Genomic DNA, 25,935 nt, shown 5'->3' with positions numbered 1-25,935 from the left:
TTAACGCTCACCAAAGACACATACCCCATTCGCGCGCCATCCACAGCGGCGCAAACAATCGCTTAGCATGAGAGTGGCCTTATGAGCAGAAACCTTCTACCCGTATTCGCCCTTTTAGCCAGCACCTTGTTTCTGTTTCTGGGCAACGGCCTTCAAGGCCTTCTCTTGCCCGTGAGGGGATCGGCAGAAGGATATTCCAATGAAGTGCTGGGCTTTCTCGGCACCTCCTGGGCTGCGGGCTTCGTTGTCGGTTGTTTCGTGGCGCCCAGCATCGTGCGGCGCGCCGGGCACATCAGGGCCTTTGGCAGTTTTGTCGCCCTCATCTGCCTGACTATTCTGCTCACCGGACTTTTCGTCGATGATGTATCCTGGGTCGCCTTGCGTACGCTGACCGGCTTCTGCACCGCCGGTACGTCAATGATTATCGAAAGCTGGCTGAACGAACGCGCGACCAATGAAAGCCGTGGCGCGATCTTCTCCCTCTACATCGCCATCACCCTGTTCGGCGTTGTGGCAGGGCAATTGCTCGTTCCCTTCGGCACCGTCAGCAACACCTCGCTCTTCATGGTCTGCGCGATCATTTACTGCGTCGCCATCATGCCAGCCATGCTGTCTAAAGCGGAAAGTCCCCAGCCTCTCAAAAAGGTCAAGCTGGATCTTCCCGCACTCTACCGCACCTCGCCCGTTTCATTCATAGGCATTCTGCTGATTGGCATCGCCAATGGCGCATACGGCACCTTGGGTGCGGTTTTCGGCGCGCGTGCTGGGCTTGATCCCACGACCATCGCCATCATGGTCAGCGTTACGATCTTCATCGGCGCATTGGCTCAATTCCCGGCGGGCAAGCTTTCCGACAGAATAGACCGCCGCTATGTGTTGGCTGGTCTTTCCGGCGTGGCCGCCCTTGCAGGCCTTGCCGTCACCCTTATCCAGCCCGCTCACGTCTATGTGCTGATCGGCATGATCGCAGTCTATGGCGCCACAGCAAACGCGCTCTACCCCATCGCGGTCGCGCATGCCAATGACTACGCCTCTTCGGAAGACTTCGTCAAAGTCTCGGGCGGCCTTCTTCTGCTTTACGGCATCGGCACGATTATTGGTCCAACGCTTGGTGGCCCGATCATGACGTCCTTCGGCCCCTACGCCCTCTTCTGGGTCACGGCCATTTCGCACCTTCTCATCACCGCCTATGCCATGTTCCGCTCACGGCAGCGCGCCGCGCTGCCTTCGGAAGAAAAGGACAATTTCTCCACCACCGCCATGGCACAGATCACCCCTGAAAGCGCCTCGCTCGATCCTCGCGCCCCGCAATATCCTGAGGATGAGGCTGAGTTGGAAAAAGGAGCCGGAATATGAGTGCCTTTGACGAACAGTCCATGAAGCAACAAGCCGCCACCCATGTTGTGGGTGGCGATCTCTCGCCATTGTCGGTGGACGAGCTGACGGCGCGCATCACAATACTGCGAGTAGAAATCGAAAGACTTGAAGTTGAGCGCGAGAAGAAGGCAGCGGGTCGAAAGTCAGCAGAAACCCTGTTCCGTTCTTGAACGGCTGCGTGACGTTCCATTAACGTTACGCAGCGGGTCAGAATTTCGTTTACCATTAACCAAAAATTAAGCTTTTTAAGCGATTAATATACATGTTCAGTTCTGCTGGACCTCAGGCAGTTTCTCCTATCGGCGATTTGGTCTGATTTTTCTCCCTGTTTTACCTTGAGAGCCGCTTTTGCGGCTCTTTTTTTGTCCAGCCCCAAAATGACCAAAGCTGTGGGTATTAACCTTTCTTTAATAATCAGCTTGCGTATTTGGGCTATTGCTATCATCCTGAAAATACAAAGACGCCGGAACTATTACGCCTCAGTTCCGTTGCCGTAGTATGGTGCGTAAGCAGGATTTGAAAAAATGTCAGAACAGGTTTTGAATACTATCAGCTTTGCTGGCCGTGCTGCAGCTTCCAACCAGTTCAAGGGCCTTTATTCTGAAGGCATGACTTTGGTAGAAGAAACTGCGACCTACCTCGACGGTTCCGGGCGCGCAGCTTCCAAAGTATTGCCACGGATGGCCTCGGTTCTTTACGCCGCAGAATCCATGCGTCTCACGACCCGACTCATGCAGATGGCTTCCTGGCTTCTTCTCCAGCGCGCCGTCAACAATGGCGAAATGAGCCGTGATCAAGTTCTGAGCGAAAAGAACAAAGTTCGCCTCGACAACTTCAACGTTGATCGCAACGCTCCGGGCTGGGGTGACCTGCCAGAATCGTTCCGCGATCTCGTCGAGCGTTCGCTTCGCCTTCAGAACCGCGTTGCTCTCCTCGACCGCGAAATCTACCGCCCGTCGGAAGCCGCCAAGGTTCCAGACAATGAGAACAGCGTTCAGGCGCAGCTCAACCTTCTCCGCACCGCATTCTCAGGCAACTGAGACGCCAAGTCGGCTTTGAAGACGACTAAACAGTTTTAAGGCAGGCTTCGGTCTGCCTTTTTTGTTTTTCGGCTCTGTGAAATTTGGCACCTCCCAAGCGAAGCGGCAAACGCCCAAAAATCCACGCAACAAAAAACCCCGGATCGCTCCGGGGTTTTTTCTATTCTTTTCAGTATCAAGAAGCTTAGAGGCCGAGGCCGCCGAAACGCTTGTTGAACTTGGAGACGCGACCGCCACGGTCCATCAGCTGCTGGTTGCCGCCTGTCCAGGCAGGGTGCGAGCTTGGATCGATTTCGAGGTTCATGACCTGACCCTCGGAGCCCCATGTGGAGCGTGTTTCGTATTCTGTGCCATCGGTCATGACCACTTTGATCATGTGATAGTCGGGATGAATTTCAGCCTTCATGACAATCTTCCTGCTTTAGTGACATGCGGACCATTTGCCGCAATTGCGTCAACTGAGCCAATTCAATAATGAAGCTCCAGACCATTTGGCCATGGCTTCCCAATTCGATGCGGAGCCTATACATGAAGGTCACCGAGATAACAAGTGCCTGCTGATGCTCGGTCAACACTTGGCACAGCAGCATGTCGGCAAATGTAGGAGTTGATCGTGGCAGACATTCAGGAACCGAAATCGGCCATGCGCAAATCGCCCAAACCCCTCGCGAGCCTGTTCCCCTATCTGAAGCGCTATCGCGGGCTGGTTGCAGCCGCCATTTTCGCCCTTGTCCTGTCTTCTGCCATGACGCTCGCTCTGCCGCTGGCCGTTCGCCGGATCGTTGATCACGGCTTTGCAGGTGCCGATGGCGCCATGATCAACAATTATTTCGCCATGCTTCTTGCCATTGCCGTCGTGCTCGCGCTGGCCAGCGCCATGCGTTATTATTACGTCATGACCATTGGTGAGCGGGTCGTTGCCGATCTTCGCCGCGATGTGTTTGCCCACCTCACCTCGCTGTCTCAGGCTTTTTTCGATATCAACCATTCCGGCGAACTGGCATCGCGGCTGACAGCCGACACGGTGCAGATCCGCTCCGCCTTCGGCTCATCCGCCTCGCAGGCGCTGCGCAACATCCTGCTCTGTCTGGGTGCTGTGGTCATGATGGTCTATACCAGCCCGAGCCTCTCGGGCCTTGCGCTGCTGGCCATCCCGCTCATCGTCTTCCCGCTCATTGCCTTTGGCCGCTCCGTGCGGTCGCGGTCACGCATCACGCAGGATGCCCTTGCCACATCCTCGGCCTTTGCCGCCGAAACCATTTCCGCAAGCCGCACCATTCAGTCGTTCAATGCGGAAGTGCTGGCCAACTCTCGCTATAATAATGCGGTCGAAACGGCCTATCGCGGCGCCCGTGCTGCCATCAGCGCCCGCGCAGTTCTGACAGCCGTTGCCATCAGCTTCGTCTTCGGCAGCGTCGTCGCAATCCTTTGGTATGGCGCGCATGGCGTTCTCAATGGCACGATTTCGGCTGGCACGCTCAGCCAATTCGTTTTGTATTCCGTCATCGCCGCAAGCTCGCTTGGCCAGCTCTCCGAAGTCTGGGGCGAGCTGTCGCAAGCCGGAGGTGCCGCCGAGCGGCTGTCCGAATTGCTTCAGGAAAAATCGCCGGTCGAAAATCCCGCAGCGCCAGTTGCCCTGCCCGTTCCGGCCCGTGGCGAAGCCAGCTTTGAGAATGTTGCATTCCATTATCCACAGGCCGTTGGCAGACCGATTCTATCCGACCTGTCCTTCAAGGTTGCAGCGGGTGAAACGGTCGCGATTGTCGGACCATCGGGCGCTGGGAAAAGCACGGTCTTTTCTCTGCTGATGCGCTTTTACGATCCGCAGAACGGACGCATCATGGTGGATGGCACCGATATCCGTTCGGTCACGCTGGAAGAGCTGCGCTCACGCCTGGCCATCGTGCCGCAGGATGTCGCGATCTTTGCCGCTTCCATCCATGACAACATCGCCTTTGGCAAACCCAATGCGAGCCGTGACGATGTGCAGGCGGCAGCGGTCGCCGCACAGGGCGATGGCTTCATCACCAAGCTCGCAAATGGCTACGACACCATTGTCGGCGAACGCGGCGTGACGCTGTCAGGCGGCCAGCGCCAGCGCATCGCCATTGCCCGCGCCATTCTGCGTGACGCGCCGATTCTGCTTCTGGACGAAGCGACGTCTGCGCTGGATGCCGAGAGCGAAACGCTGGTGCAGAAGGCGCTGGACCAACTGATCGCCAAGCGCACCACCATCGTCATCGCCCACCGCCTGGCGACCGTGTTGAAAGCCGACCGCATTCTGGTGATGGATGAAGGCCGCATCATCGAAGAAGGCACGCATCAAAGCCTGTCCAGACAGGGCGGCCTCTATGCGAAACTCGCCCGCCTTCAGTTCCAGACATCAGGCGAGGACGAAGTCGTCACGCTATTGAAATCCAGCTAGCCTCCGACACTTCGACCCGCCACACGTCCGGAAAACAGGCATCCTCCCAGAAAGGTGCCTTCCAGCGCATTATAGCCGTGCATGCCGCCGCCGCCGAAGCCTGCGACTTCGCCCGCCGCGTAAAGTCCGGGCACAGCAACGCCGTTGCCATCCAGCACCCGGCCATTAAGGTCAGTGTGCAGACCGCCCAGCGTTTTGCGGGTGAGGATGTGCAGACGAACGGCGATCAGGGGTCCGGCTGCGGGGTCCAATAGGCGATGGAGCTTTGCGGTGCGCATCAACTTATCGCCGAGGTAATTGCGGGCACCCCTGATGGCGGTGATCTGCGCATCCTTGCTGAAAGAGTTGGTGAGTTCCCGGTCCCGCGCCTCGATCTGGCGGCGAATGTGGCCCGCATCGAGATGCCCCTCACCGGCAATCGCGTTCATCGCATCCACCAGTTCTTCCAGCGTATCGCGCACGGCAAAGTCCTCGCCGTGCTCCATGAAGGCCTTGACCGGACCGGGCGGCTCCTTGCCAAGACGTTTGAGAAGAAGGCGGATATTCTTGCCCGTCAGATCCGGGTTCTGCTCGGAACCGGATAGGGCAAACTCCTTCTTGATAATGGCCTTGGTCAGAATGAACCAGCTGTAATCGCTGCCCCGTTCACGCAGAATTTTCAGCGTGCACAGCGTATCGAAACCCGGCATGGCAGGCGCTGGCAACCGATCACCACGCGCATCGCACCAGAAGGATGACGGACCGGGGAGAATGCGTATGCCGTGGTTTGGCCAGATCGGATCGTGATTTTTCACCCCCTCGGTATAATGCCACATGCGATCGCGGTTGATGACGGCACCGCCCGCCGCTTCTGTGATGGCCACCATGCGCCCGTCCACATGGGCAGGAACGCCGCAGACCATCTCCGCTGGTGGTTGCCCCAACCGCTCGACCGGCCAGTTCTGGCGCACCAGCGCGTGGTTGCCACCAATGCCACCCGATGTGACAATGACCGCCGAGGCGGTAAGTTGAAATGTATCAATACCGAGCCGGCTGCTGCTTTGCCCACGCTGAACGGTGTCCCGATAGAGCACCATGCCGGAAACGCCGGTCACCGCACCATTGGTGCTATCAAGCACATCGACCTGATGGCGGAATTTGAGAACGATGCGCCCGGTCTCTGCAAGGGTTTTGACCTTTCTGACGAAGGGCTCCAACACACCGGGGCCGGTGCCCCAGGTCACATGGAAGCGGGGAACGGAATTGCCGTGACCATGGGCATGTGATCCGCCGCGTTCGGCCCAGCCGACAACCGGAAACCACCGCATGCCAAGCCCATGCAGCCAGGCGCGTTTCTCGCCGGCTGCGAAATTCAGATAAGCTTCAGCCCAAAGGCGCGGCCAATGATCTTCTGGCCGGTCGAAGGCAGCTGAACCGAACCAGTCCTGCCGGGCAAGATCGAGACTATCGCGCACCCGCATGAACCGCTGTTCAGGACTATCGACAAAAAACAGACCGCCTAGCGACCAGAAGGCCTGCCCGCCGAGATTCTGCTCGCCTTCCTGATCCAGTAGACAGACTTTCAGCCCGCGCTCGGCAGCCTCGCTGGCCGCAACCAGACCGGCAAGCCCTGCGCCCACGACAATAACGTCAAATTGCTCCATCAACCCCTCCCGGATCAGCCGGATTACCTTTACGCAAACGTCAATTTTTTTGCAACGGATGGAGAAGCGCATTCCTTCAGCCAAGCTTCGCCGTTCACGCGGCAGCATCTGCCCGTGGCTTGATCTTCCCAGTTCTGACCATCGCCGGTTGAGGCCAATGGGTATTCGGACGGGGCGCTGAAAGTTGCCTCGTTGGGTAGTAGTAGTATCGGCACCTTTCAGCACCCCGTTCAGCGGTTTGTGCCCGCCCACGATCTCTTGCCACGGCTGGCTGTTCCCGGATGGCGAGGGCGAACCTTGCCGAAAAACCGGTCGGACATGGCCAAGATCCAACCCTTCCCCATTCCGGGCAGCGGCATCCCAAGAGATACCGCCTGCCAGTTCGGCCACACCTGCCTTCGCCTGACATCCACGCCGATTGATCGAGGCGCGGACCTGAGGCGATCCGTTTTCCGCAAGGTGAAACATAGGCTGTTGACCTCTGCTGTCCCTCACGATCCGTCCGCATCCTTTACGATGCGGGGCAGATGCAGCGTGTTCCTGTGTACCGCCTGACTTTCGCCGTTCCGCCATCCGGTCGCGTTCGACCATTGGCGAAGGGCTGTCGGTACGCCCGGTAGCTGACGAGCCGGACTGATGCAGACGCGAAACGAAGCTGTAAGGCATTCGCAACGCGCAAGCGTCAGGCCGGATCGAACATGGAGGAGATTGCGCCAGCCGGTCCGAAACCGACGCTATCCCCTCACCCGTTGCCACCGGGGAGATCGCTGCCAGACCCCGGCGATGAAAGGTTGCGTAGCCTCATCATCACCAGCGCCGGTTCCGCCTCGCCGCAACGCCTTGCGGTGTATCCGAGGGCGGAACGGCGACATTGTGCGGGTGATTCGCCCGCCATTGAGAAAGTGCAGATCGATTTTTTGAGGATTTTCGGAGATTTTTATTAAAGCATTGATTCAGATGGGAAATATCTGGCGATATAGGACCGCTAGCGGTTGGTGCACTACCCCTCACCTGCAGAATTACCGACTTAGCTGCACTGAGATCGTGATTTTCTATCCTCTCCCACAAGGGGAGAGGCAAGCCATAGCTGAGCCCTTACCTTTCGGTCAGCTTCAGCTCGATGCGTCTGTTCTGGGAGCGCGCTTCGGGCGTATCGCCATCAGCCAGGGGTTGGTATTCACCGAAGCCAGCCGCGACGAGGCGGTTTGCGGGGACGCCTTTGGAGATGAGGTATTTGACGACCGACGTTGCGCGGGCAGATGATAGCTCCCAATTGTCGCGGAAGCGGCCTGTGCCCGAAAGCTGGACATTATCCGTGTGGCCATCCACGCGCAGAACCCAGTTGATTTCTGCGGGAATTTCCTTCGCAAGATCGATAAGGGCTATGGCGAGCTTGGCCATTTCGTCCTGACCTGCCGGGTTCATGTCATTGCCGCCGGAAGGAAACAGAACTTCGGACTGGAAGACAAAGCGGTCTCCGACGATGCGAATATTCTCGCGGTCCGACAGGATTTCACGCAGGCGTCCGAAGAAATCCGAACGATAGCGGTTCAACTCTTGCACACGCTGGGCCAGCGCCACATTGAGGCGGCGACCGAGATCGGCGATCTTGACCTGAGAGGATGAATCCTTCGCTTCAGATGCCTGCAGGGCCGTTTCCACCGAGGCAATCTGGGCGCGAAGCGCTGCGATCTGCTGGTTGAGAAGGTCGATCTGGGCAGACGCACGCGCACCTGTCTGGCGCGCATCTTCCAACTCGCCCGTCAACTGACCTACGCGGGCATTGGCGGCTGAACTGTTGCCCGCGCCGGAGTCCAGCAGGGATTGCAGGCGCGAACGCTCGGTTTCCGACACGGCCAGCGTGGATTGGAGATTGGCCAGCGTATCTTCAATATCCTGCTTGCTGCCCTTTTCCAGCGCCAGCAATTCGGTCAGTTCCGCGATCTGGTTGTTCAGCCGGCTCATCACCTCATCCTTGCCGGAAATTTCCCGCGACAGAATGAACTGCGCCAGCACGAACACGGTGAGCAGGAACATGATGGCCATGAGAAGCGTGGACAAGGCATCCACGAAACCCGGCCAGTAATCGACACCCCGGTCGCGTCGGCGGTTGCGCCCAAGCGCCATGATCACTCGCTCCCGTTATCGTGACGGGATGAACTTCTTGCGTATTTCTGGTCGGCATCCATGCGCGCAGACAACCTGTCCAGCGTGCGGCGCAGGGATTTCGATTCCTCCTGTTGCGCCTCGATCCAGTCTCGCAGCATCTGCTGTTCGCCGCGCATGTTCTTGACGAGGCCCTGAATGCCTTCGGCAAGGCTGGTCATGGCGGCCAGTGAACGCTCGCTGCCAGCGGCGCCGTAATTAGCAGACTTGCCATCCATGTCCTTACCGGTATCGGTCACGGAAGAAAGCCAGTTTTCCAACTCGGTATAAAAACGGTTCTGGGCACGACCGGCCTGAAGATCCAGAAAACCGAGAATGAGAGAACCGGAAAGGCCGAGAAGAGAGGACGAAAACGCCGTGCCCATGCCGGACAGAGGCGCGGTAAGACCCGACTTCAAAGACGAGAGAATATCGTTGGTATCACCCGATGTGGGGTCAAGGCCCTGAATGACGCCGCTGATGGCGGCAATGGTGCCGATCAAACCCCAGAATGTGCCGAGCAGGCCGAGAAACACCAGAAGGCCGATGAGATAGCGGGAGGTATCGCGCGATTCGTCCAGACGCGTGGCGATACTATCCAGCAGGGAACGCTGCGTGACGGTGGAGACGCGCACATCGGTGCGCTTGCCGAAGACGGCGCGCATGGGCGCCAGAAGCTTTGGCGTGCGACCGGCCTTATCGACAGTGCCTGCCGCCTGAAAGCCGTTGAACCAGCGCACTTCCGGGCGAAGCGAGAGAACCTGCGTGAAGACGAGGATGATGCCGATGACCAGAACGCCCAGAATGAAGCCGTTCAGGCCCGGATTGGTCATGAAGGCAGATTGCGCCTGCCGGAAAAGAATGGCGGCGAGGAATGCGACGATGATGAGGAAGATGACCATCGTCCACAAAAATGGCGTGGGGCTCGACAGTTTGTGATGATATTCCTTCGTCACCACTCGCTCGACGCCGACGTCCAGCCGTTCCGTATCCGCCATAATGCTCATTCCCTTTGGACCTGCCGCAACACACGTTTGAACACGCCTTGCAGCGGTTCGCAAACGCATGATCGCGGTTACGAGCGGAAGCTAGTGGAAAATTGCGACGAATTGAAGTGAAAAGCCGGTAACGTCCCAAGGGTTTTTCAACCCTTGATCAAGAGAGGCGTCAGCAAACGCCTCTTCTGGAGATTTACGAGCGAAAAAAGAGGCTTAACGGCCCGGAATTGGTCGGCTGACAACCTCGGCCAGCGCCTTGCGGATATATTCGTTGCCAGCAACGATGCTGCCAGTGCCGAGAATATCCTGTCCGCCCTTCATGTCGCTGACGAAACCGCCCGCTTCACGGATAATGACGAGGCCAGCGGCCATATCCCATGGGGCAAGATCAGCTTCCCAGAAACCATCCAGACGGCCTGCCGCGACATAGGCCAGATCCAGCGACGCAGCGCCGAAACGACGGATGCCAGCCACTTCGCCCATGGCATGACGCAGCTCCACCAGGAACTTGCCGTGATTGCCGCGGCCCAGATGCGGCACGCCGCAGCTGACAACGCAATCGGTGATCTGCTTGCGGGCTGCCACACGAATGCGGCGATCATTAAGAAACGCGCCACTGCCGCGTTCCGCCGTGTAAAGTTCATCCGTTGCAGGGTTGAAGATCACGCCCGCGACGATTTCGCCATTGCGCTCCAGCGCGATGGAAACGGCAAATTGCGGAATGCCGTGCAGGAAGTTGGTGGTGCCATCCAGCGGATCGACGATCCAGCGATGCGCGCCGTCAGAACCCTTTTCCTCGCCGCCTTCTTCACCCAGAAAGTCATAGGTCGGGCGGGCCTTCATCAGCTCGTCATGGACGATCTTTTCAGCCTTGAGGTCTGCCTGCGATACGAAATCGCCGGGACCCTTGACCGAAACCTGCAGGTTCTGAACTTCACCGAAGTCACGAGCCAACGATTTTCCGGCCTTGAGAGCGGCCTGAACCATGACATTGAGAAGGGCTGAACGGGCCATGACGTTGTTCCTGAAAGGTGGCTGAACCTGCTAGCCGAAATTTCCGGCAGGCACGCAAATGCGGTTTCTGATTGAAAGTTTGCGGTTCAAGACCACAAAACGCGCTGGAATTCAAGGTAAAAAGCCGAAAGCCACCCGAACTGGCCTCCAACTCAGGCAGGGCGGAAGCGGTTTGCAGCGTCGATGGCTTTTCTTTGCTGTTCTTCTTCGATTCCGAGGTAGAAATCTTCCAATCCGGGGTCCTTGAGACCGGCGCGGCGCGACAGCACGTACCATTTGGCGGCTTCGACCGGATCCGGCTTGGTGCCGAGCGCCTGAATATAGAGATGAGCGATCTTGTTCTGGGCAACGACATTGCCGCGCTGGGCCGCGCCAAGGAGCCAGCGAAAGCCCTCCTCCAGATTGCGCTCACCGCCCACACCGTTGACGAGCCAGACGCCGAGATCGACCTGCGCGGTATCAAAGCCTGCCTTTGCGGCGCGCATCAGCCAGTCGCGGGACTTGGCTTTCTTTTCGGCCGGGATGTCGTTGAGGTTCCAGTAGATCTGCGAAACGGCATATTGCGCGTCGGCTACGCCCTTTTCGGCGGATTTCTCATAAAATGGCAAAGCGGAGTGAAGGCCGTTGGGTCCCGGCGCCTGGGACACCAGGATCTGCGCCCAGTTGAATTCCGCCTCGGCATTACCAGCCTCTGCGGCACGGCGCATGTAATCATCGGCCAGCGTCTTGTCGCGCTTGACGACTTTGCCTTCCATCAGGATGAGGGCATACTTGAACATGGCGACAGGATCGCCGCCCTTTGCCGCCTGCTCGAACCAGAAGGCTGCGGTCTTGTCATCGCGGGCAATGCCGAAGCCGCGCGACATCATTTCGGCCACCAGTGTCTGGGCCGGTGCATCGCCTTTTTCCGCGCGCGCCAAAGCCTTGGACAGCGCCTGCACATATTCACCGCGCTGATAGTGGCCAAAGGCCTCATCCACCTTGCCGGTGAATTTTTTCTCTGCCGGAAGGGCTGGAAGCTCGGCCCCCATGCGCTGGTAGACAGTGACCCCTTCGGAAGGCTGCAAATCCTTCTGATCGTCAGCGCCAACGCGCCCTCTGCGGATCGGCTCGGCATTGGCGTCAGACGGACGCGACAGGACTTCGGGGCCATCGGCTTTGGCGGGGCCAAAATCCGTATCCTCATCCGTCGGCGTCATCGTATCAGGCTGCGGCGCGCTCGTTCCCACACCCGGCAGAAGCTCGGATTGTGGCGGTGCCGGTTTCGGATCCTGTGCAAAAACGGCATGCGGCACAATCGCGCACGCCAGAGCGAGAGCCGAAACAGACAGACGGAAACGAAGCAAACGAGCGATCATCGCCTGTATCAACCGCCAAACCGTGGCGCTTTTTCGTCCAGCAGCGCATTCGCTTCAGCAACCGCCTGCGCGGCACCTCCGGCATGGCCGAAAACGGCATCCCGCAGGGCGACGAATTCGACGCCGGTTTCCGACACGGCAACCACCGAGGCGACATCGGAACCGCCCATGACGATGGCCGGGATTTCGATCATGGAAGCCCACCATTCGCCAAGCGCGAGGTTCTTGGAATGGGCGTCCGGCTTGATATCGCCTTCCAGCTTGCCGAAGAACATGTAGTCCGGGTTGCTCTCGCCCTGTTCCAGCGCCTTGTGACGGTCATCGGCATTGCCGCCGCCAACGATGAGCTTTGGCGAGAAACTCTCCATGGCTTCAGACAGGGCTTCCGCACCGCCCAGCACATGCAGGCCATCTGCCTTCACGCGGCTTGCCGTGCGGCTATCGCCAGCCACCAGTGCAGCAGCCCCTGCCTCCTGGACGATGGGAACCAGCGTCTCGGCCAACTTCTGGAAGGTCGCGTCGTCAAGACCATATTGCGGAATGATGACGGAGGCGACATCGCCGCCACGCAGCGCATCTTGCAGCGTCTTTGCCTGATGGTCGGCATCATCATGCGCAGGCACGATCAGAACGAGGCGGCAACGGTTTTTGGGTGCAGACATCGGTTTTTCCATTTTCCGCAGACAGAACGCTTCTCGCGCAATCTGCACTCGTTTTCATATAGCAATTCCGATAGACCGGACAGGCGAAAGGATCAACCTTCATCCATGCTGCATGATTTTCATTTTTTTCTCGTCGCCATCCCTGCTGTCATCCTCGTTGGCCTTTCCAAAGGCGGGCTGGGCGGCGCGCTGGCATTGATGGGCGTGCCTTTGATGTCATTGGCCGTGCCACCGGTGCAGGCGGCGGCGATCTTTTTGCCGATCCTCGTGGTCATGGATCTGGTCGCGCTGATGGCATGGCGCAAATACAATCACCGCCAGACGCTGCTGCTTATGCTGCCGGGTGCAATTGCAGGGATTACGCTGGGTTGGGCGATGTCCAGCATGATTTCAGCCGATGCCATGCGCCTTGTCGTGGCAAGCGTCACCATCATCTTTGTCATCCGCTATTTCTTCGAGGCTTATCGCACCGCGCGCGGCGGGCAGGAAGCGCCAGCCAAAGCCCAGAGCCCCGTGAAGGCGACCATCTGGTCCAGCCTTTCGGGCTATGCCAGCTTCGTGGCGCATGCGGGCGGGCCGCCTTTCCAGATCTACGTGCTGCCGCTGAAACTGGACCCGAAGGTCTATACCGGCATGAGCGTTCGCTTCTTCGCCATCATGAATGCGATCAAGCTCATTCCTTATTTTGCGCTGGGCGCGCTTGATTCCGCAAACCTCACGACATCCGCCATGCTGTTGCCGGTTGCCATGGTGGCAACCTTTGCCGGGGCAAAAGTGGTGAAATACATGAAGCCGGCGATCTTTTATCCGCTGATGTACGCCATGGCCTTTCTGGCGGCGCTGAAGCTTCTGTGGGATGGGCTACCAATCTAGCCACGGTAAGCCAAACAAAAGGCCCTGATCGCGGTAGCAATCAGAGCCGGGCTTTCAGGCTGCGACGTAAACGATACTGACGTCAGGCAACAAAGATTTTAGGCGATTAATGCTTGGTGGAGGCTTGTAGCCTCTGCATTTCATCCTTCAGGCGCAGTTTCTTGCGTTTAAGATCCACAATCTGCCGATCATCTGAGGAGGGAGAAGCCAATACGGTTTCGAGCTCCTCCTCAAGAGCACCGTGTTTCTTTTCCAGCGATGCAATATGAGCCTGAATGGTCATGCGGCACGTCCTTCCTTGTTGAACCTACCTCCAGCGCTCCATCGCTGGAGTTTCAGGTTTACGACACCAATGTGACATGGAACGCCCCGCTTGTCGAAGGCGAAATGAAGGCCATAGTGGGGCAATTTGGTTGTTAGGGAAACTTCCCGTTACCGTGATTTGATGGTACAGGCACCAAGACCGAAAACAAAATGGCCGGATGGCGGTCCGGTTGTCTCAAAATGGGGAAGAATAGAGATGCCCGACCAGGATCAGGCCGACGTTCGGCTGGTGCTTGCGCGACTTCGCCAGGAACACGAAGATTACGATGCGGCAATCAACGCCATGATGCAGACCAACTGCGAAGCGTTGCGCATTCAGCGCATGAAGAAGAAGAAGCTGATCATCAAAGACAAGATGACCCAGATCGAAGACCAGATTATTCCTGATATTATTGCCTGATACGGAGATTACCGTTGAGCACAGAAACACCGCCCGTCGCCATCATCATGGGTAGCCAGTCCGACTGGGAAACCATGAAAAACGCCGCAGATACGCTGGATGCGCTGGATGTGGAATATGAAGCGCGCATCATTTCCGCCCACCGCACGCCAGAGCGCATGTTCAGCTTTGCCAGCGGCGCGCGCGACGAAGGCTTCAAGGTCATCATCGCAGGTGCCGGTGGCGCAGCCCACCTGCCCGGCATGACAGCCGCACTGACGCCCCTGCCGGTTTTTGGCGTTCCCGTTCAATCAAAAACCATGTCGGGTCAGGATAGTCTCTATTCCATCGTGCAGATGCCCGCCGGCATTCCCGTCGGCACGCTGGCCATCGGCCGTGCAGGCGCCATCAACGCAGCCCTTCTGGCCGCAGCCGTTCTCGCCCTGTCGGACGAGGATCTGGCAGACCGGCTGGACGAATACCGCGCCCGCCAGACAGCGGCCATTGCAGAATATCCGCTGGATACGCCGCAATGACCTCGAAACATCAAGGGAAATCCGGGACCATCGGTATCATCGGCGGTGGTCAGCTGGCGCGCATGCTGGCCATGGCTGCCGCCCGCCTCAACTTCCGCACCATCGTGCTGGAACCGCAGGCCGATTGTCCGGCAGCACAGGTCTGCAATCGGCAGATCGTGGCCGCCTATGATGACGAGACGGCGCTGGCCGAACTTGCCAGCGTTTGCGACGTCGTGACCTATGAGTTCGAGAATGTGCCCGTCGTGGCCGCACAGACGCTGTCGGCGTCTGTTCCCGTCTACCCGCCACCGCAGGCGCTCAGCGCCTCGCAGGACCGGCTGACGGAAAAGCGCTTCCTCAATGATTGCGGCATTCCGACCGCCGGTTTCCGGCCAGTGGACGATCAGGCAAGCCTTGAAGCCGCCGTTGTGGAGTTTGGCGGCAAGGGCGTGCTGAAGACCCGCCGCATGGGATATGACGGCAAGGGCCAGCGGGTGTTCAAGGGTGGTGAAGACCTGACCGGCATCTTCGAGGCGATGGGTGGCGTTGCCCTCATCCTCGAAAGCTTTGTGCCCTTCGAGCGTGAAATCTCCATCATTGCCGCCCGCTTTGCCGATGGCACCGTGACCTGCTACGACCCTGCCGAAAACGTGCATCTTTCCGGCATTCTCCACACCTCCACCGTTCCGGCCAATCTTTCCGATTCTGCCAGAGCCGTGGCCGAGGAATCCGCCCAGAAACTGCTGGCTGCGCTGGATTATGTCGGTGTTGTCGGTATCGAGTTCTTTGTTCTCAGCGATGGATCGCTGGTCGCAAACGAGATCGCGCCGCGTGTGCACAATACCGGCCACTGGACGGAAGCGGCCTGCGTGGTTTCGCAGTTCGAACAGCACATTCGCGCCGTGGCGGGGCTTGCTCCCGGCTCCACACAGCGGCATTCCGATTGTGTGATGACCAACCTGATTGGCGACGACATCAACGATGTGCCGGGCTGGCTGGCAAAAGAGGATTGCCTTGTGCATCTCTATGGCAAGACAGAAGCGCGCGCAGGCCGCAAGATGGGCCATGTTACGCAGGTAACGAGCCCCGGAAAACCAAGTCTTTCCCGGCAAAATATGCCTTAATGTGTTGACAGGCTGGGACTGACGGGGTATTTGCCAGCCAACCGAAAAAAGCGCGCCCTCGTAGCGCGTTTTTGATTGTTGAGATATGCGTGGCAAGAAGCGTCACGCCAAACTGCGGACCAGAAAAATGAAAATCAAGAACTCGCTTAAAGCGCTTAAGGCCCGTCACCGCGACAACCGTCTGGTTCGCCGTAAGGGCCGCGTCTACATCATCAACAAGATGAACCCACGTTTCAAGGCTCGTCAGGGCTGATTAACGTTTGCATCTGTGCCCGTCTCGTCGTGGCGGATCACATTGTTGATAGACTGCAAAATTCGATTTCATAATTGGCGCAGCTGGATTATCCTGTCCAGATGCGCCAGTTTTGTTTTCGAGCCACCACCCTTGTCTGCCTCGGAGCTGCTTTTGCCAGCGCCCCGCACCTGACCACGCCTGCCGCCGCGCAGGCTCCCCAGGTGCAGACACCCCAACTACAAACGCCACAAGTCCAGACACCTAATGGGAACGCCGCCTCCCCCACCGCGAATGCCGGGGCCGCCGCCCAGCCGGAAACAACACCTGACGCCGCCTTGAGCCGTCTGTTTTCCAGCCTGAAGAAAGAGCGCGATCCTCAGAAAGCCCGCGTCATTGCCAACGAGATTGTTGGACAGTGGACGGATTCCGGCAGCGCCACCATCAATCTGCTTTTGACATGGTCTGAAGAAGCCGCTGAGGAAAAGCGCAAGGCTGCGGCCTATGACTTTCTCGATCAGGCCATTCTTCTGGAGCCGGATTTCGCGCAAGCCTGGTATCGGCGTGCGCTGGTGCACTATGCGGATGGCGATACCCGCAAGGCCATGGCCGACCTGAACAGCACGCTGCAAAAGGAGCCGCGCTTTTTTCCGGCACTCGCCAGCCTTGCCAATATTCTTGAAAGCAACGAGCGCGACGCGCTGGCGCTGAAAGTGTGGGAGCAGTATCTGGCGCTTTACCCCGCAGACAAGGATGCCCAGAAGGAAGCAAGTGACCTTACGGAAAAACTGGCGGGAACGCGCAGCTGACGCCAGTTAGCGGCTGATGATTTATGCCACGCCGATGCGCAGCAGATCGTGGAAGTGGATAAGACCAATGGGCATGTTGTCTTCATCAATCACGATCAGCGCGCCGATGTGATGTTTTTCCAGCGTTGCGAGTGCGGCTGTCGCCAGAACGTGCCGGCTAACCGTTTTCGGCGTGACCGTCATGATATCATCGACCCGGAGCTCCGACAGATTGAGTGTCAGATTTCGAGCCAGATCGCCCTCGGTCACAATACCGCAGAGACGGCCGTCCTCATCCAGCACGCCCACGCAACCGAAGTGCTTGCTTGCGAGAACGCCGATGGCTTCTCGCAACTGGGTGCCCTTGGGCACCAGTGGCAGACGGTCGCCCGTGTGCATGATGTCGCCGACGAGTGCGAGACTCGCGCCGAGCTTTCCGCCCGGATGAAACACGCGAAAATCACCCGCTGTAAAGCTGCGCGCTTCCAGAAGGGCGATGGCCAGAGCGTCGCCCAAGGCAAGCTGCATCATGGTGGATGTGGTGGGGGCCAGCCCGTGCGGGCATGCCTCCTGCTCATTGGGAACAAGCAGCACGATATCCGACGCCTTGGCAAGAGAGCCGTTTTCCGATGAGGTCAGCGCGATGAGCGGAATGGAAAAACGTCTGGTGTAATTGATGATGCTGCGAAGCTCGGCACTTTCACCACCCTTGGAAATAGCCAGCACGACATCATTGCCGCCGATCATGCCCAGATCGCCATGGTTGGCTTCCGCCGCATGCACGAAAAAGGCCGGTGTTCCGGTTGATGCGAAGGTAGCTGCGAGCTTGGAGCCGATATGGCCGCTTTTGCCGACACCGGTGATGATCAGACGTCCATCCGATTTGCCAATGGCATCGATGGCCTTGCAAAATCCAACACCAAGATCGCCCTGAAGCGCCTGCTCCAAAGCTGCCAGACCGTTTCTCTCGATCGAAACAGTCCGCAGCGCAGACTCGATGGCGTTGTTTTCAACCAGTGTGACAGCTCTCGTAATCATGCCGGACTGATACTCTTTTCCACAAAACATGTCTATTGGCGACAAGCTTGAGGCCGCCTTTAGCGCGCCATCTTTTTCTGGCCAGGCAGCATGCCCGTGGGGCAGTCGCCCCCATGGCGCGCATCAATTGTGAAACTCTGCGCCTCCTCCCCGTCCTTGCCCGCAAAGACGGTCGTCGATTCCAAGTGGTACTGCGACTGAAAATCCCCTGACAATTCCACCAGAAGCTTGACCTTACCTGTGAGGCCGGACTGGCACTGGGCAAGCAACGTGCGCCCCTTCTCAGTCTTTTCCGTGTGAAGAACCTCGCATTCAGCGGCAAAATCCGTCCAGATGTCGGTGTTGATGACATTGTCCTTGCTGTCATCCACGCAGGCAGACCAGTTTGCAAACAGGTTGTCTTTAGAGGAAATAATCCAAAGCCCCGCCTTGCGCGCAGGCAAATCAGAGGCGCTGCCAGCAGTTGGCAAAAGCAGCGCGGTAACGGCAAGGCAGGCGGCGCGTCGCAAAGATCTGTTCACTGCAAGATTCCCAAGACGTAGCATGTTCTGGCCTTCCTATAGACCAGACGGTCCGCCGGTTGAAGAGCAGCACGTACCTGCCATTTTTTACAGAATGTTAACCATAAAATAACCCTGCACGGGCAGACTGCGATTTCATCACAGCACCGCCAGGGGCTTATATCCTGCAAGAAAAACAGATGCTTATGACGATTGAAACGTCTGAGATGCAGGAAGCGGAAGATTTGCCTTTGGCGGCGAGATTTTGTCGGGACCGGATAGAAGCACGCATGGAATATCACAGCACCGCAAGACGTCTTTCGACGTGGCGGACAGCCGCCCCGGTGCTGCTGGCCCCGGCGCTTGTTGCTTGTGCCGTGTTGTGGCCTGAAACAGCGGCTCTTGCCCAATCGGCCAACCGGACACCCCAGACGTCCGGCCTTCGAACCCTGACGAGTTCCGATCCCTTTATCGGCCAGAATAATCTGTCCGTCATAGATCCCGACAGCCCTAACCGCCAACCGCCAGCACCGGCAGCGGTTACCCCAGACCCATTGACCACCGGCGCCACGCGCCTGCTTTCCAACCCCGGCGACGCCATACCGGAAGACCTCGACGGTGCGGCGGAGGCTGCAGTCAGTTCTGAAAACGGGGCCGAGCCAACCGTGGATGGCGGCGAAAATGCACGGAATGATGATGGCACTGCGCCAGGCATCCGCTTGGGAACGCTGACGCTTCGCCCTTCCATCAGCCAGACGCTGAACCACGAGAACAAGACATTTTCCAACGGCTCCACCAGCCGCACCTATTCGACCACGGCCATTCGCGGCACGCTGACCAGCGACTGGTCGCGCCATGCGCTGACCATCACTGGCGAGGGCGCCTATCAGCGCAATCTGGGTGGCAGCAGCGCGGGCGAAGAGCCGACCGCCAATATAGGCGCCGACCTTCGCCTTGATCTGGGTGACGGCACACAGGCTAACCTCAAAGCCGGATATGCCTTCAGCCGCGAAGACACCAATGATCCCAACGCCATCTCTAACGCCTCCGTGCAGGGCGGCGAACATGTGTTCAGCGCTGGTGCATCTGTGGAGCGTAATGTCGGTATCTTGAAAGCCCTTGCCGCGCTGGATCTTTCCCGCACCGTCTATACGGATGCCAAGGGCGTCAACGGCCAATCCATCAGCCTTGCCGACCGCGACCGTTATGGTGCGGGCGTTCGGGGGCGGCTGGGTTATGAATTATCGCCCGCACTCGTTCCCTTCCTCGAAGTCACCGCAGGCCTGACCAATTACGACCAGACGCGGGACAATACCGGCTATGAACGCTCCTCGCAGACCTATGGCGCGAAGGTGGGCGCGCAGGTCGATCTGGGGGAAAAGCTGCGCGGGGAAGCCGCCATCGGTTATCTCCGCAAAGGCTATGATGACGACCGTCTGGCGGCGATCAATGCGCTGGCGGTGGATGGCAACATCGTGTGGTCGCCCCAGCGCGGCACCGATGTCAACCTTGGCCTTCGCACCACCATTGAAGATTTTGCCGGTGGCGCGCGCGGCGGCTGGATATCAAGGCAATTGACGACGGGCCTGACGCATCAACTACGCAGCGACCTCGTGGCACGACTGACGGCCGGGCTGGAGCGCCGCTCCTACCTCACCTCCAGCATTCAGGACGAAACGGAATATACTGTTGGTGCCGGGCTGACATGGAACATCAACAGATATCTCGATCTGACCACTGACATCAGCTACGAGACGACGCCTGTGACCGACAACAGCCAATGGCGGATTGGCGCAGGGCTGACCCTGAGACGCTAAAACAAAAATCCCGGCACGAAGGCCGGGATTTGTCGTTTAAAGGTTTGAGACCTTACTTCAGCTTGTTGACGAGCGCCTTCAGCGGGCCCTCGATGGAAGGGCGGATATCGCCACGTTCCAGCGCAAACGCTACGTTTGCCAGGATGAAGCCATCCTTTGCGCCGCAGTCGAAGGTTTCACCGTTGAAGCGGTAGCCCGCAAAGTCCTGGCTCTTGGCCAGCGACAGCATGCCATCGGTCAACTGGATTTCGTTGCCAGCGCCGCGTTCCTGATTTTCGAGAATATTGAAAATCTCGGGCTGAAGGATGTAACGGCCATTGATGTAGTAGTTCGATGGCGCAGTTCCCTTGGCAGGCTTTTCGACCATTTCCGTGATTTTGAAGCCTTCGCCAACAGTTTCGCCAACGCCGACGATGCCGTATTTATGGGCCTGGTCGGGTTCGCATTCCTGAACCGCGATGACGTTGCCGCCGGTCTGATCGTAAAGATCGACCATGCCCTTGAGGCAGCTCTTTTCAGAGTGCATGATCATGTCGGGCAACAGCACTGCGAAAGGCTCGTCGCCAACGATATCACGCGCACACCAGACGGCATGGCCAAGACCAAGAGGTACCTGCTGGCGCGTAAAGCTTGCAGTTCCTGCCTTGGGCAGAATACCCGACAGCAGCGTCAGTTCAGCGTTCTTGTTGCGCTCGCGCAGCATCTGCTCCAGCTCGAACTGAATATCGAAGTAATCTTCGATCACCCCTTTTCCACGGCCGGTTACGAATACGAAATGCTCGATACCCGCTTCGGCAGCCTCATCCACCACATACTGGATGACCGGCTTGTCGACCACGGTCAGCATTTCCTTTGGAACTGCTTTTGTTGCGGGCAGGAAACGTGTTCCAAGACCCGCGACCGGGAAAACTGCTTTTCGAATTTTCTTCTGTTCTACCACACGTTCCTCCTTGAGGGATTCGCTCGATCAAATATCACCCACGACATTGTTATGGCAAAAGTGGCGATCTTTTGTAAGTGATGACGTTACCCATAGTTAATGGTAAAGAATTTGTTGACTTTGAGTTGTTAAAACATCGTCAAGCCCGATGCGTATCTCGCAATCGAAATGAAATTCGAGAGAAACGAAAGACTGCCGATGAAAAAGCTGATCCTTTCCCACATTCGCAAATTTGGCTGCATGGCATTTGCGGGCATCGCAATCGCCTTTGCGCCATCACCTGCCAATGCTGATGCAGGTTTCCGCCAGTGGATCAACCAGTTCTACGCCACAGCCGCTAAGGAAGGCATTAGCAAATCGACCTACCAGAAGGCATTCGCAGGCGTGACCGAGCCTGACCCGGACGCCTTGCGCAAGGCCACCTTCCAGCCGGAATTCACCACCAAGATATGGGATTACGTCGATAGCCGCGTCAATCCCTACACGGTGCGCATTGGCCGTGAAATGAAGATGAAGCACGCCACGACCCTCAACTGGATCGAGCGGAATTTCAAGGTGGACAAGCACGTCATCCTCGCCATCTGGTCGATGGAGTCCAATTATGGTGCAGTTCTGGAAAAGCCGGAACGCCTGCACAACATTCCCCAGGCGCTCGCAACCCTTGCCTATTCCGACCCGAAACGCGGCAAATTTGCCCGTAACCAGCTGATTGCGGCGCTCAAAATCCTGCAAGCCGGTGATGTGACGCCGAAGCAACTGACCGGTTCATGGGCCGGTGCCATGGGCCACACGCAGTTCATTCCCACCAGCTACCTGCTTTACGCAGTGGACGCAGACGGCAATGGCAAGCGCGACATCTGGCACTCCATTCCCGATGCTCTGGCAACCGCTGCCAACCTTTTGGCCAAAAATGGCTGGGAGCCGGGCCGTACCTGGGGCTATGAGGCGGTCGTTCCCAATGGTGGCGGGCGTTATGAAGGTCAGACAAAGACCATGGGCGAGTGGCAGAAGCTGGGCTTTGCCCGCCCCAGCGGCAAGGGCTTCCCCCGCGCCTCAGACCGTGCCATGCTAAAGATGCAGGGTGGTTCCAACGGCCCCGGCTTCCTGATGACGAAAAACTTCTTCACCATCAAGCGATACAATTCGTCTGATAGCTATGCGCTGGCAGTTGGCCTTCTGGCCGATGAAATTGCCGGCACCGGTGGCATGCAGCAGCGCTGGCCGCGCCCTGATAATACGCTGGACGTGAAGGAAAAGTTCGAATTGCAGACCCGCATGAAAGAGCTTGGCTATTATGATGGCGAAGTGGACGGCAATTTCGGCTCCGGCTCCAAGGCCGCCATCAGCGCCATCCAGAAGCGTATGGGCATGGAAAATGACGGCGAGCCCTCACGCCTGTTGCTGCGCGCCCTGCGCAATTGACAGACCGTGCGGACGGCACCAGAATTAGAAAACCATAATACGTAAAAGTACCGTCCGGGAGTTCAAGACCGTGATGAGAGTAAACACAGGCGATTTTCAACGCATGACGCGGCGCATAGGTGCCGCGTTTCTGGCGTTTATCATCAGCCTGCCTGTGTCTGTTCCTTACGCGCAGGCACAGGAGCAGCGCGAACGCCGCACCCTGTTCGAGATGATGTTCGGCAGCCCCAACAGGCGCTATGAACGCACATACGAGCAGGAACGCAGACAGCCGCCGCCGGAAAGAACGCGACGCCCGCCGCCAGCCGCCCGCGATAACCGCGCCGTGACGCGCCCAGCCCCACCGCGCAAGACGCCATCCGTGGTGCAGATGCGCACCGCAAAGCCCGGCCCCGTGGCCAAGGCTGAAAATGCGCGGCGCGTTTTGGTCATCGGTGATTTTCTGGCTGGCAATATGGGCGAAGGCCTCGTTTCCAGCTTCCAGAGTTCGCCCGCCATTACCGTGGATGTCCGCTCCAACGGATCATCCGGCCTTGTGCGTACGGATTATTACGACTGGTTTGCCAATCTTCCGCAATTCATCAAGGAAACCAGCCCCGCCACCATCGTCATCATGCTCGGCTCCAACGACCGCCAGATGATGGTGATGGGCGACACCAAGGAAAAATACGGCACCGAGGCTTGGCTGAAAGAATATGAGCGCCGCATCGATGCGCTGATTGCCATTGCCAACCGCCAAAAGGTGCCCGTGCTGTGGGTGGGTCTTCCCGCCTTCCAATCGCCATCGCTGACCGCCGATTTTGTCAGCTTCAACCGCCTTTACCGCAGCCATATCGAAAAGGCTGGCGGCGAGTTCGTTGATGTATGGGATGGTTTCGTGGATGAAGCCGGTATGTTCGTGACCACAGGCTATGACGTCAACGGCCAGCAGGCGCGTTTGCGCGAAGCAGATGGCATCGGCATGACGCAGGCCGGAAAACAGAAGCTCGCCTTCTATGTCGAGAAATTCGTGCGCCGCCATCTTGATGGCGCAAGCCCTGACCTGACAACGCTCGATGGCAGCAACCTGCCCGCCCTCACCTCTCTGCCCGCCCTTGGCATAGACGCCCAACAGGTCCGCACCCAGCCCATCAGCCTGACCGACCCAGACCTCGATGGCGGCGACGTGCTCTTGGGCGACAAACCCGCCACCAAACTCTCCATCACCGAATCCCCGCGTGAAAAACTCACAAAACGCGGCCTAATGGACGCAGCACCGCTGGGCCGCGTGGATGATTACCGCATGCCCGCGCCAGCGGAGACGGCGGCGAAGTAGGCGGCGACGTTCATCGTTAAGGCCATAGTCAAAGCCGAATTAATGAGATTTTGCCGCGGCATTGTCAGGGTAACCAAACGGGTGATGTCTAGTGTTGCCCCTTAGCCGTCATTCAGGTGAGGGCCGAAGAGGATTATCTTTCCAACCGGTATGCTCCTCTACAATGTCCGGAAACTTGTAATATATGCAGGAGTTAAGAGGATAGAAGCCTACGTCGTCAGCTAGCTCTGCACGCCTAAGCTCCAGTTCAAACGTATCGACATCATCGCCAGCGCCATAGAACATCGCCATCAGGGCGAGTTCTCGATAAGGTCCTGGCGGGTACATGAAGCCAATGGCAACGGCTTCTTTTTCTGAGAACGTCCCCTTAATGACGCGCTTTATTTCGAGTTCGGCCCGAGCCATCCGGGTCGGGACTTTGCCGTTTGAAATGAACCCAGACTCGCCGATAAATAGCGACCTCAACCCGACTTCAACAATTGTCTGCGCATTCTGACGCATTTCCGCTCTTGGCGGACAAGGGTGCATGGCGTGAGATGGCTCGAAACCACCGAACAATACGGTTACAGATGCGGCTAGCCATAGGGTTGTGCAGTTATTTCTATTCACCTTATCGCCTCGTTCGTCGCAGACATGCCGCTATTTATAGCCCCAGTGTTGCCTGGGGCTTATCAATGGTGCTGCGCACTTTGTCCGCAAGTGGCGCCTTGCAGTCATTGCACAGCACTCGTCAACCGAGATATTCCGGGTCACATTTTCACGAGTGACGACAAACATATTCGGCGGGAGAGCGCTCCATGGAAAGGGTTTTCATCGTAGGTAATGGTGGAAGCGGCAAGTCGTGGCTGGCGAAAGAGTTGGCGGCCAAGTTCGGGTTTCCGGTCACACATCTGGATGATTTGCACTGGTTACCCGGTTTCTCAGGGGAGCGCCCACGCAATGAGCGTGATCAACTCGTCGCTGAAGCCGCAGGCAACGCCTCGTGGGTCATGGAAGGGATATACGGTTCAATTCTCAAGCAGGTCTTTCCCCGCGTAACAACATTGATCTGGCTCGATCTAGCCGACGACGAATGCATATCAAATTTGATGCGACGGGGGCAAACCGATGGAGGAACACCAGACCAATTCGAAGAATTGCTGGATTATACTCGTGGCTACCGTCTCCGAAAGAACCACCTAAACTCCTTTGAGGCGCACCACTGGTTCTACGAGCAACATCCCGAGCAAAAATATAGGCTGACCAGCCGATCAGAGGTCGCTGATTTTTTGTCGGCCGCTGATATGCACTTTGCATTCGCCGATAACGCTTGTGGCCGAAGCGGTCATGAGGTGAACAGACCGAGCAAAGGTGCTTTACCTTGAACATGCACCAGCCTGATCGCTGCCTCGGCCTGGTGTATATACGTTCTTTGAAAGTGGTTTTCACGCCGCCCGATTCGATTGTCATGATCTCAAGGCCGCCTAATCTCTTCCTTCGCCACGAACCAGAACAAGATAAACGACAGCAGAATGATCAAACAACCAGCCACAGCATCAAAGCGGATACTCGCAAAGTAGCCATCGTCTCGAAAAACCACCACCGGCGCCCACATTTTGACGAGTCCAAAAAGCGCGATCAACCATATGACCGCTCCGGACCGCATCAGGATGGCGATGGTTGCAAAAAGAAACGCCAGATATCCTGAGAAAAATTGGATCTGCACCATTCCACTTTCTGGCAGCAGATCGTCAATGTTTTTGAGGATCACAGGGAATTGAGTGAAATACCGCAAGATAAATGCACTTGTGGCGACCATTAAAGCAGAGGTGGCCCGGTATGCCCAGTTCGAAACTCTGGTTCTCGCCAAAATGCCTCTCCACATCAAAAGCTATCGAAAGTAGTCAGCTGAATTCTATGTCGAATATTTCAACTTTGAAATGAATTTATTGCGCACCTAGTTTCAAGACCCCTGCTGATATCCACTCACCCAAAGCAAAACGACCCTAATCCTGCGGACTAGG

Annotated in this window: 27 protein-coding genes; 14 read left to right on the top strand and 13 right to left on the bottom strand. The window is 57.6% G+C overall.

Annotated features, from left to right (window positions below; all coding sequences use genetic code 11):
• The first annotated feature begins 81 nt into the window (after positions 1-81).
• From ACQZ51_RS06380 to rcdA, 3 genes are all read left to right on the top strand, one after another.
• Positions 82-1,356 (top strand): MFS transporter, encoded by a 1,275-nt coding sequence (locus ACQZ51_RS06380; protein ID WP_448776077.1) that lies wholly within the window; start codon positions 82-84, stop codon positions 1,354-1,356.
• On the top strand, positions 1,353-1,547 hold the full coding sequence (locus tag ACQZ51_RS06375) for a DUF1192 domain-containing protein (RefSeq protein WP_448776076.1): 195 nt from the start codon (positions 1,353-1,355) through the stop codon (positions 1,545-1,547). Before ACQZ51_RS06380 ends, ACQZ51_RS06375 begins: the two co-directional genes overlap by 4 nt.
• A gap of 354 nt (positions 1,548-1,901) precedes the next feature.
• The gene (rcdA, locus tag ACQZ51_RS06370; RefSeq protein ID WP_448776075.1) at positions 1,902-2,417 is read left to right on the top strand and encodes a protease adaptor protein RcdA; all 516 of its coding nucleotides are present in this window, start codon (positions 1,902-1,904) and stop codon (positions 2,415-2,417) included.
• Between the two features lie 184 nt (positions 2,418-2,601).
• Here the strand turns inward: rcdA and rpmE are convergent, their stop codons facing one another.
• Positions 2,602-2,823: a 50S ribosomal protein L31 gene (rpmE, locus tag ACQZ51_RS06365; RefSeq protein ID WP_042617559.1), complete on the bottom strand. Its 222-nt coding sequence runs from the start codon at positions 2,821-2,823 to the stop codon at positions 2,602-2,604.
• A gap of 207 nt (positions 2,824-3,030) precedes the next feature.
• Here rpmE and ACQZ51_RS06360 point away from each other — a divergent pair, with 207 nt between their 5' ends.
• Complete coding sequence (locus ACQZ51_RS06360; protein WP_448776074.1) at positions 3,031-4,842, top strand: ABC transporter transmembrane domain-containing protein; 1,812 nt, start codon at positions 3,031-3,033, stop codon at positions 4,840-4,842.
• On the opposite strand, the gene ACQZ51_RS06355 is transcribed toward ACQZ51_RS06360, so the two are convergent.
• The 6 genes from ACQZ51_RS06355 to ACQZ51_RS06330 all read right to left on the bottom strand — a co-directional run bounded on the left by ACQZ51_RS06355 (position 4,839) and on the right by ACQZ51_RS06330 (position 12,662).
• Entirely contained in the window at positions 4,839-6,485 is a 1,647-nt protein-coding gene (locus ACQZ51_RS06355; protein ID WP_448776073.1) for an FAD-binding dehydrogenase, read from the bottom strand. The genes ACQZ51_RS06360 and ACQZ51_RS06355 overlap by 4 nt on opposite strands.
• Positions 6,486-7,580: 1,095 nt before the next feature.
• Entirely contained in the window at positions 7,581-8,612 is a 1,032-nt protein-coding gene (locus ACQZ51_RS06350; protein WP_448776072.1) for a peptidoglycan -binding protein, read from the bottom strand.
• 2 nt (positions 8,613-8,614) lie between these two features.
• Positions 8,615-9,628, bottom strand: coding sequence for a flagellar motor protein MotA (locus tag ACQZ51_RS06345; RefSeq protein ID WP_448776071.1), 1,014 nt, complete (start codon positions 9,626-9,628; stop codon positions 8,615-8,617).
• Positions 9,629-9,841: 213 nt separating this feature from the next.
• Positions 9,842-10,642, bottom strand: a complete 801-nt coding sequence (locus ACQZ51_RS06340; RefSeq protein ID WP_448776070.1) for an inositol monophosphatase family protein — start codon at positions 10,640-10,642, stop codon at positions 9,842-9,844.
• A gap of 152 nt (positions 10,643-10,794) precedes the next feature.
• A complete protein-coding gene (locus ACQZ51_RS06335; protein ID WP_448776069.1) occupies positions 10,795-12,000 on the bottom strand; it encodes a tetratricopeptide repeat protein in 1,206 nt (401 codons plus the stop codon).
• Positions 12,001-12,008: 8 nt separating this feature from the next.
• Entirely contained in the window at positions 12,009-12,662 is a 654-nt protein-coding gene (locus tag ACQZ51_RS06330) for a thiamine phosphate synthase (RefSeq protein ID WP_448776068.1), read from the bottom strand.
• Positions 12,663-12,767: 105 nt separating this feature from the next.
• On the opposite strand from ACQZ51_RS06330, the gene ACQZ51_RS06325 reads away from it, so the two are divergent.
• Positions 12,768-13,535 carry a sulfite exporter TauE/SafE family protein gene (locus ACQZ51_RS06325; protein ID WP_448776066.1) on the top strand — a complete coding sequence of 256 codons (768 nt, stop codon included), beginning with the start codon at positions 12,768-12,770 and terminating at the stop codon, positions 13,533-13,535.
• A gap of 106 nt (positions 13,536-13,641) precedes the next feature.
• Here the strand turns inward: ACQZ51_RS06325 and ACQZ51_RS06320 are convergent, their stop codons facing one another.
• Positions 13,642-13,818, bottom strand: coding sequence for a YdcH family protein (locus ACQZ51_RS06320; RefSeq protein ID WP_042617567.1), 177 nt, complete (start codon positions 13,816-13,818; stop codon positions 13,642-13,644).
• 237 nt (positions 13,819-14,055) lie between these two features.
• Between ACQZ51_RS06320 and ACQZ51_RS06315 the strand changes: the two genes are divergently transcribed.
• From ACQZ51_RS06315 to ACQZ51_RS06295, 5 genes are all read left to right on the top strand, one after another.
• A complete protein-coding gene (locus ACQZ51_RS06315; protein ID WP_448776063.1) occupies positions 14,056-14,259 on the top strand; it encodes a YdcH family protein in 204 nt (67 codons plus the stop codon).
• Positions 14,260-14,306: 47 nt separating this feature from the next.
• On the top strand, positions 14,307-14,774 hold the full coding sequence (purE, locus tag ACQZ51_RS06310) for a 5-(carboxyamino)imidazole ribonucleotide mutase (RefSeq protein ID WP_042617795.1): 468 nt from the start codon (positions 14,307-14,309) through the stop codon (positions 14,772-14,774).
• Positions 14,771-15,880: a 5-(carboxyamino)imidazole ribonucleotide synthase gene (locus ACQZ51_RS06305; RefSeq protein ID WP_448776062.1), complete on the top strand. Its 1,110-nt coding sequence runs from the start codon at positions 14,771-14,773 to the stop codon at positions 15,878-15,880. The genes purE and ACQZ51_RS06305 overlap by 4 nt, the downstream gene beginning before the upstream one ends.
• Before the next feature lie 127 nt (positions 15,881-16,007).
• On the top strand, positions 16,008-16,133 hold the full coding sequence (gene ykgO / locus ACQZ51_RS06300) for a type B 50S ribosomal protein L36 (RefSeq protein WP_007607121.1): 126 nt from the start codon (positions 16,008-16,010) through the stop codon (positions 16,131-16,133).
• 101 nt (positions 16,134-16,234) lie between these two features.
• Entirely contained in the window at positions 16,235-16,921 is a 687-nt protein-coding gene (locus ACQZ51_RS06295) for a hypothetical protein (RefSeq protein ID WP_448776060.1), read from the top strand.
• A gap of 21 nt (positions 16,922-16,942) precedes the next feature.
• On the opposite strand, the gene ACQZ51_RS06290 is transcribed toward ACQZ51_RS06295, so the two are convergent.
• A complete protein-coding gene (locus ACQZ51_RS06290) occupies positions 16,943-17,938 on the bottom strand; it encodes a KpsF/GutQ family sugar-phosphate isomerase (RefSeq protein WP_448776058.1) in 996 nt (331 codons plus the stop codon).
• 59 nt (positions 17,939-17,997) lie between these two features.
• Positions 17,998-18,459, bottom strand: coding sequence for a DUF3617 domain-containing protein (locus ACQZ51_RS06285; protein WP_448776056.1), 462 nt, complete (start codon positions 18,457-18,459; stop codon positions 17,998-18,000).
• 269 nt (positions 18,460-18,728) lie between these two features.
• On the opposite strand from ACQZ51_RS06285, the gene ACQZ51_RS06280 reads away from it, so the two are divergent.
• The gene (locus ACQZ51_RS06280) at positions 18,729-20,255 is read left to right on the top strand and encodes an outer membrane beta-barrel protein (RefSeq protein WP_448776604.1); all 1,527 of its coding nucleotides are present in this window, start codon (positions 18,729-18,731) and stop codon (positions 20,253-20,255) included.
• A gap of 52 nt (positions 20,256-20,307) precedes the next feature.
• Here the strand turns inward: ACQZ51_RS06280 and galU are convergent, their stop codons facing one another.
• Positions 20,308-21,195 (bottom strand): UTP--glucose-1-phosphate uridylyltransferase GalU, encoded by an 888-nt coding sequence (gene galU, locus ACQZ51_RS06275; RefSeq protein ID WP_042617571.1) that lies wholly within the window; start codon positions 21,193-21,195, stop codon positions 20,308-20,310.
• 198 nt (positions 21,196-21,393) lie between these two features.
• On the opposite strand from galU, the gene ACQZ51_RS06270 reads away from it, so the two are divergent.
• Positions 21,394-22,617, top strand: a complete 1,224-nt coding sequence (locus ACQZ51_RS06270; protein WP_042617799.1) for a lytic murein transglycosylase — start codon at positions 21,394-21,396, stop codon at positions 22,615-22,617.
• A 73-nt stretch (positions 22,618-22,690) separates the two neighbouring features.
• Positions 22,691-23,932: an SGNH/GDSL hydrolase family protein gene (locus ACQZ51_RS06265; RefSeq protein WP_448776054.1), complete on the top strand. Its 1,242-nt coding sequence runs from the start codon at positions 22,691-22,693 to the stop codon at positions 23,930-23,932.
• 108 nt (positions 23,933-24,040) lie between these two features.
• On the opposite strand, the gene ACQZ51_RS06260 is transcribed toward ACQZ51_RS06265, so the two are convergent.
• A complete protein-coding gene (locus ACQZ51_RS06260) occupies positions 24,041-24,433 on the bottom strand; it encodes a hypothetical protein (protein ID WP_448776053.1) in 393 nt (130 codons plus the stop codon).
• Positions 24,434-24,729: 296 nt separating this feature from the next.
• On the opposite strand from ACQZ51_RS06260, the gene ACQZ51_RS06255 reads away from it, so the two are divergent.
• Positions 24,730-25,296 carry an AAA family ATPase gene (locus ACQZ51_RS06255; protein ID WP_448776051.1) on the top strand — a complete coding sequence of 189 codons (567 nt, stop codon included), beginning with the start codon at positions 24,730-24,732 and terminating at the stop codon, positions 25,294-25,296.
• Positions 25,297-25,385: 89 nt separating this feature from the next.
• Here ACQZ51_RS06255 and ACQZ51_RS06250 read toward each other — a convergent pair whose 3' ends face one another.
• Complete coding sequence (locus ACQZ51_RS06250) at positions 25,386-25,781, bottom strand: hypothetical protein (protein WP_448776049.1); 396 nt, start codon at positions 25,779-25,781, stop codon at positions 25,386-25,388.
• Positions 25,782-25,935: the final 154 nt, after the last annotated feature.

The organism is Agrobacterium sp. CG674, from assembly GCF_053521645.1.
Note: the sequence above shows the minus strand (reverse complement) of the source record. Positions and strands in the feature narration are given on the sequence as shown.

Bases quoted from the DNA above. Each gene is read 5' to 3' on its own strand.
- ACQZ51_RS06355 (WP_448776073.1), bottom strand. From the start codon at position 6,485: ATGGAGCAATTTGACGTTATTGTCGTGGGCGCAGGGCTTGCCGGTCTG.
- rcdA (WP_448776075.1), top strand. From the start codon at position 1,902: ATGTCAGAACAGGTTTTGAATACTATCAGCTTTGCTGGCCGTGCTGCA.
- ACQZ51_RS06320 (WP_042617567.1), bottom strand. From the start codon at position 13,818: ATGACCATTCAGGCTCATATTGCATCGCTGGAAAAGAAACACGGTGCT.
- ACQZ51_RS06335 (WP_448776069.1), bottom strand. From the start codon at position 12,000: ATGATCGCTCGTTTGCTTCGTTTCCGTCTGTCTGTTTCGGCTCTCGCT.
- ACQZ51_RS06295 (WP_448776060.1), top strand. From the start codon at position 16,235: ATGCGCCAGTTTTGTTTTCGAGCCACCACCCTTGTCTGCCTCGGAGCT.
- ACQZ51_RS06375 (WP_448776076.1), top strand. From the start codon at position 1,353: ATGAGTGCCTTTGACGAACAGTCCATGAAGCAACAAGCCGCCACCCAT.
- ACQZ51_RS06290 (WP_448776058.1), bottom strand. From the start codon at position 17,938: ATGATTACGAGAGCTGTCACACTGGTTGAAAACAACGCCATCGAGTCT.
- purE (WP_042617795.1), top strand. From the start codon at position 14,307: ATGGGTAGCCAGTCCGACTGGGAAACCATGAAAAACGCCGCAGATACG.
- ACQZ51_RS06345 (WP_448776071.1), bottom strand. From the start codon at position 9,628: ATGGCGGATACGGAACGGCTGGACGTCGGCGTCGAGCGAGTGGTGACG.
- ACQZ51_RS06315 (WP_448776063.1), top strand. From the start codon at position 14,056: ATGCCCGACCAGGATCAGGCCGACGTTCGGCTGGTGCTTGCGCGACTT.
- rpmE (WP_042617559.1), bottom strand. From the start codon at position 2,823: ATGAAGGCTGAAATTCATCCCGACTATCACATGATCAAAGTGGTCATG.
- ACQZ51_RS06380 (WP_448776077.1), top strand. From the start codon at position 82: ATGAGCAGAAACCTTCTACCCGTATTCGCCCTTTTAGCCAGCACCTTG.
- ACQZ51_RS06305 (WP_448776062.1), top strand. From the start codon at position 14,771: ATGACCTCGAAACATCAAGGGAAATCCGGGACCATCGGTATCATCGGC.
- ACQZ51_RS06270 (WP_042617799.1), top strand. From the start codon at position 21,394: ATGAAAAAGCTGATCCTTTCCCACATTCGCAAATTTGGCTGCATGGCA.
- ACQZ51_RS06325 (WP_448776066.1), top strand. From the start codon at position 12,768: ATGCTGCATGATTTTCATTTTTTTCTCGTCGCCATCCCTGCTGTCATC.
- ACQZ51_RS06350 (WP_448776072.1), bottom strand. From the start codon at position 8,612: ATGGCGCTTGGGCGCAACCGCCGACGCGACCGGGGTGTCGATTACTGG.
- ykgO (WP_007607121.1), top strand. From the start codon at position 16,008: ATGAAAATCAAGAACTCGCTTAAAGCGCTTAAGGCCCGTCACCGCGAC.
- ACQZ51_RS06340 (WP_448776070.1), bottom strand. From the start codon at position 10,642: ATGGCCCGTTCAGCCCTTCTCAATGTCATGGTTCAGGCCGCTCTCAAG.
- ACQZ51_RS06255 (WP_448776051.1), top strand. From the start codon at position 24,730: ATGGAAAGGGTTTTCATCGTAGGTAATGGTGGAAGCGGCAAGTCGTGG.
- ACQZ51_RS06265 (WP_448776054.1), top strand. From the start codon at position 22,691: ATGAGAGTAAACACAGGCGATTTTCAACGCATGACGCGGCGCATAGGT.
- ACQZ51_RS06280 (WP_448776604.1), top strand. From the start codon at position 18,729: ATGGAATATCACAGCACCGCAAGACGTCTTTCGACGTGGCGGACAGCC.
- ACQZ51_RS06260 (WP_448776053.1), bottom strand. From the start codon at position 24,433: ATGCGTCAGAATGCGCAGACAATTGTTGAAGTCGGGTTGAGGTCGCTA.
- ACQZ51_RS06330 (WP_448776068.1), bottom strand. From the start codon at position 12,662: ATGTCTGCACCCAAAAACCGTTGCCGCCTCGTTCTGATCGTGCCTGCG.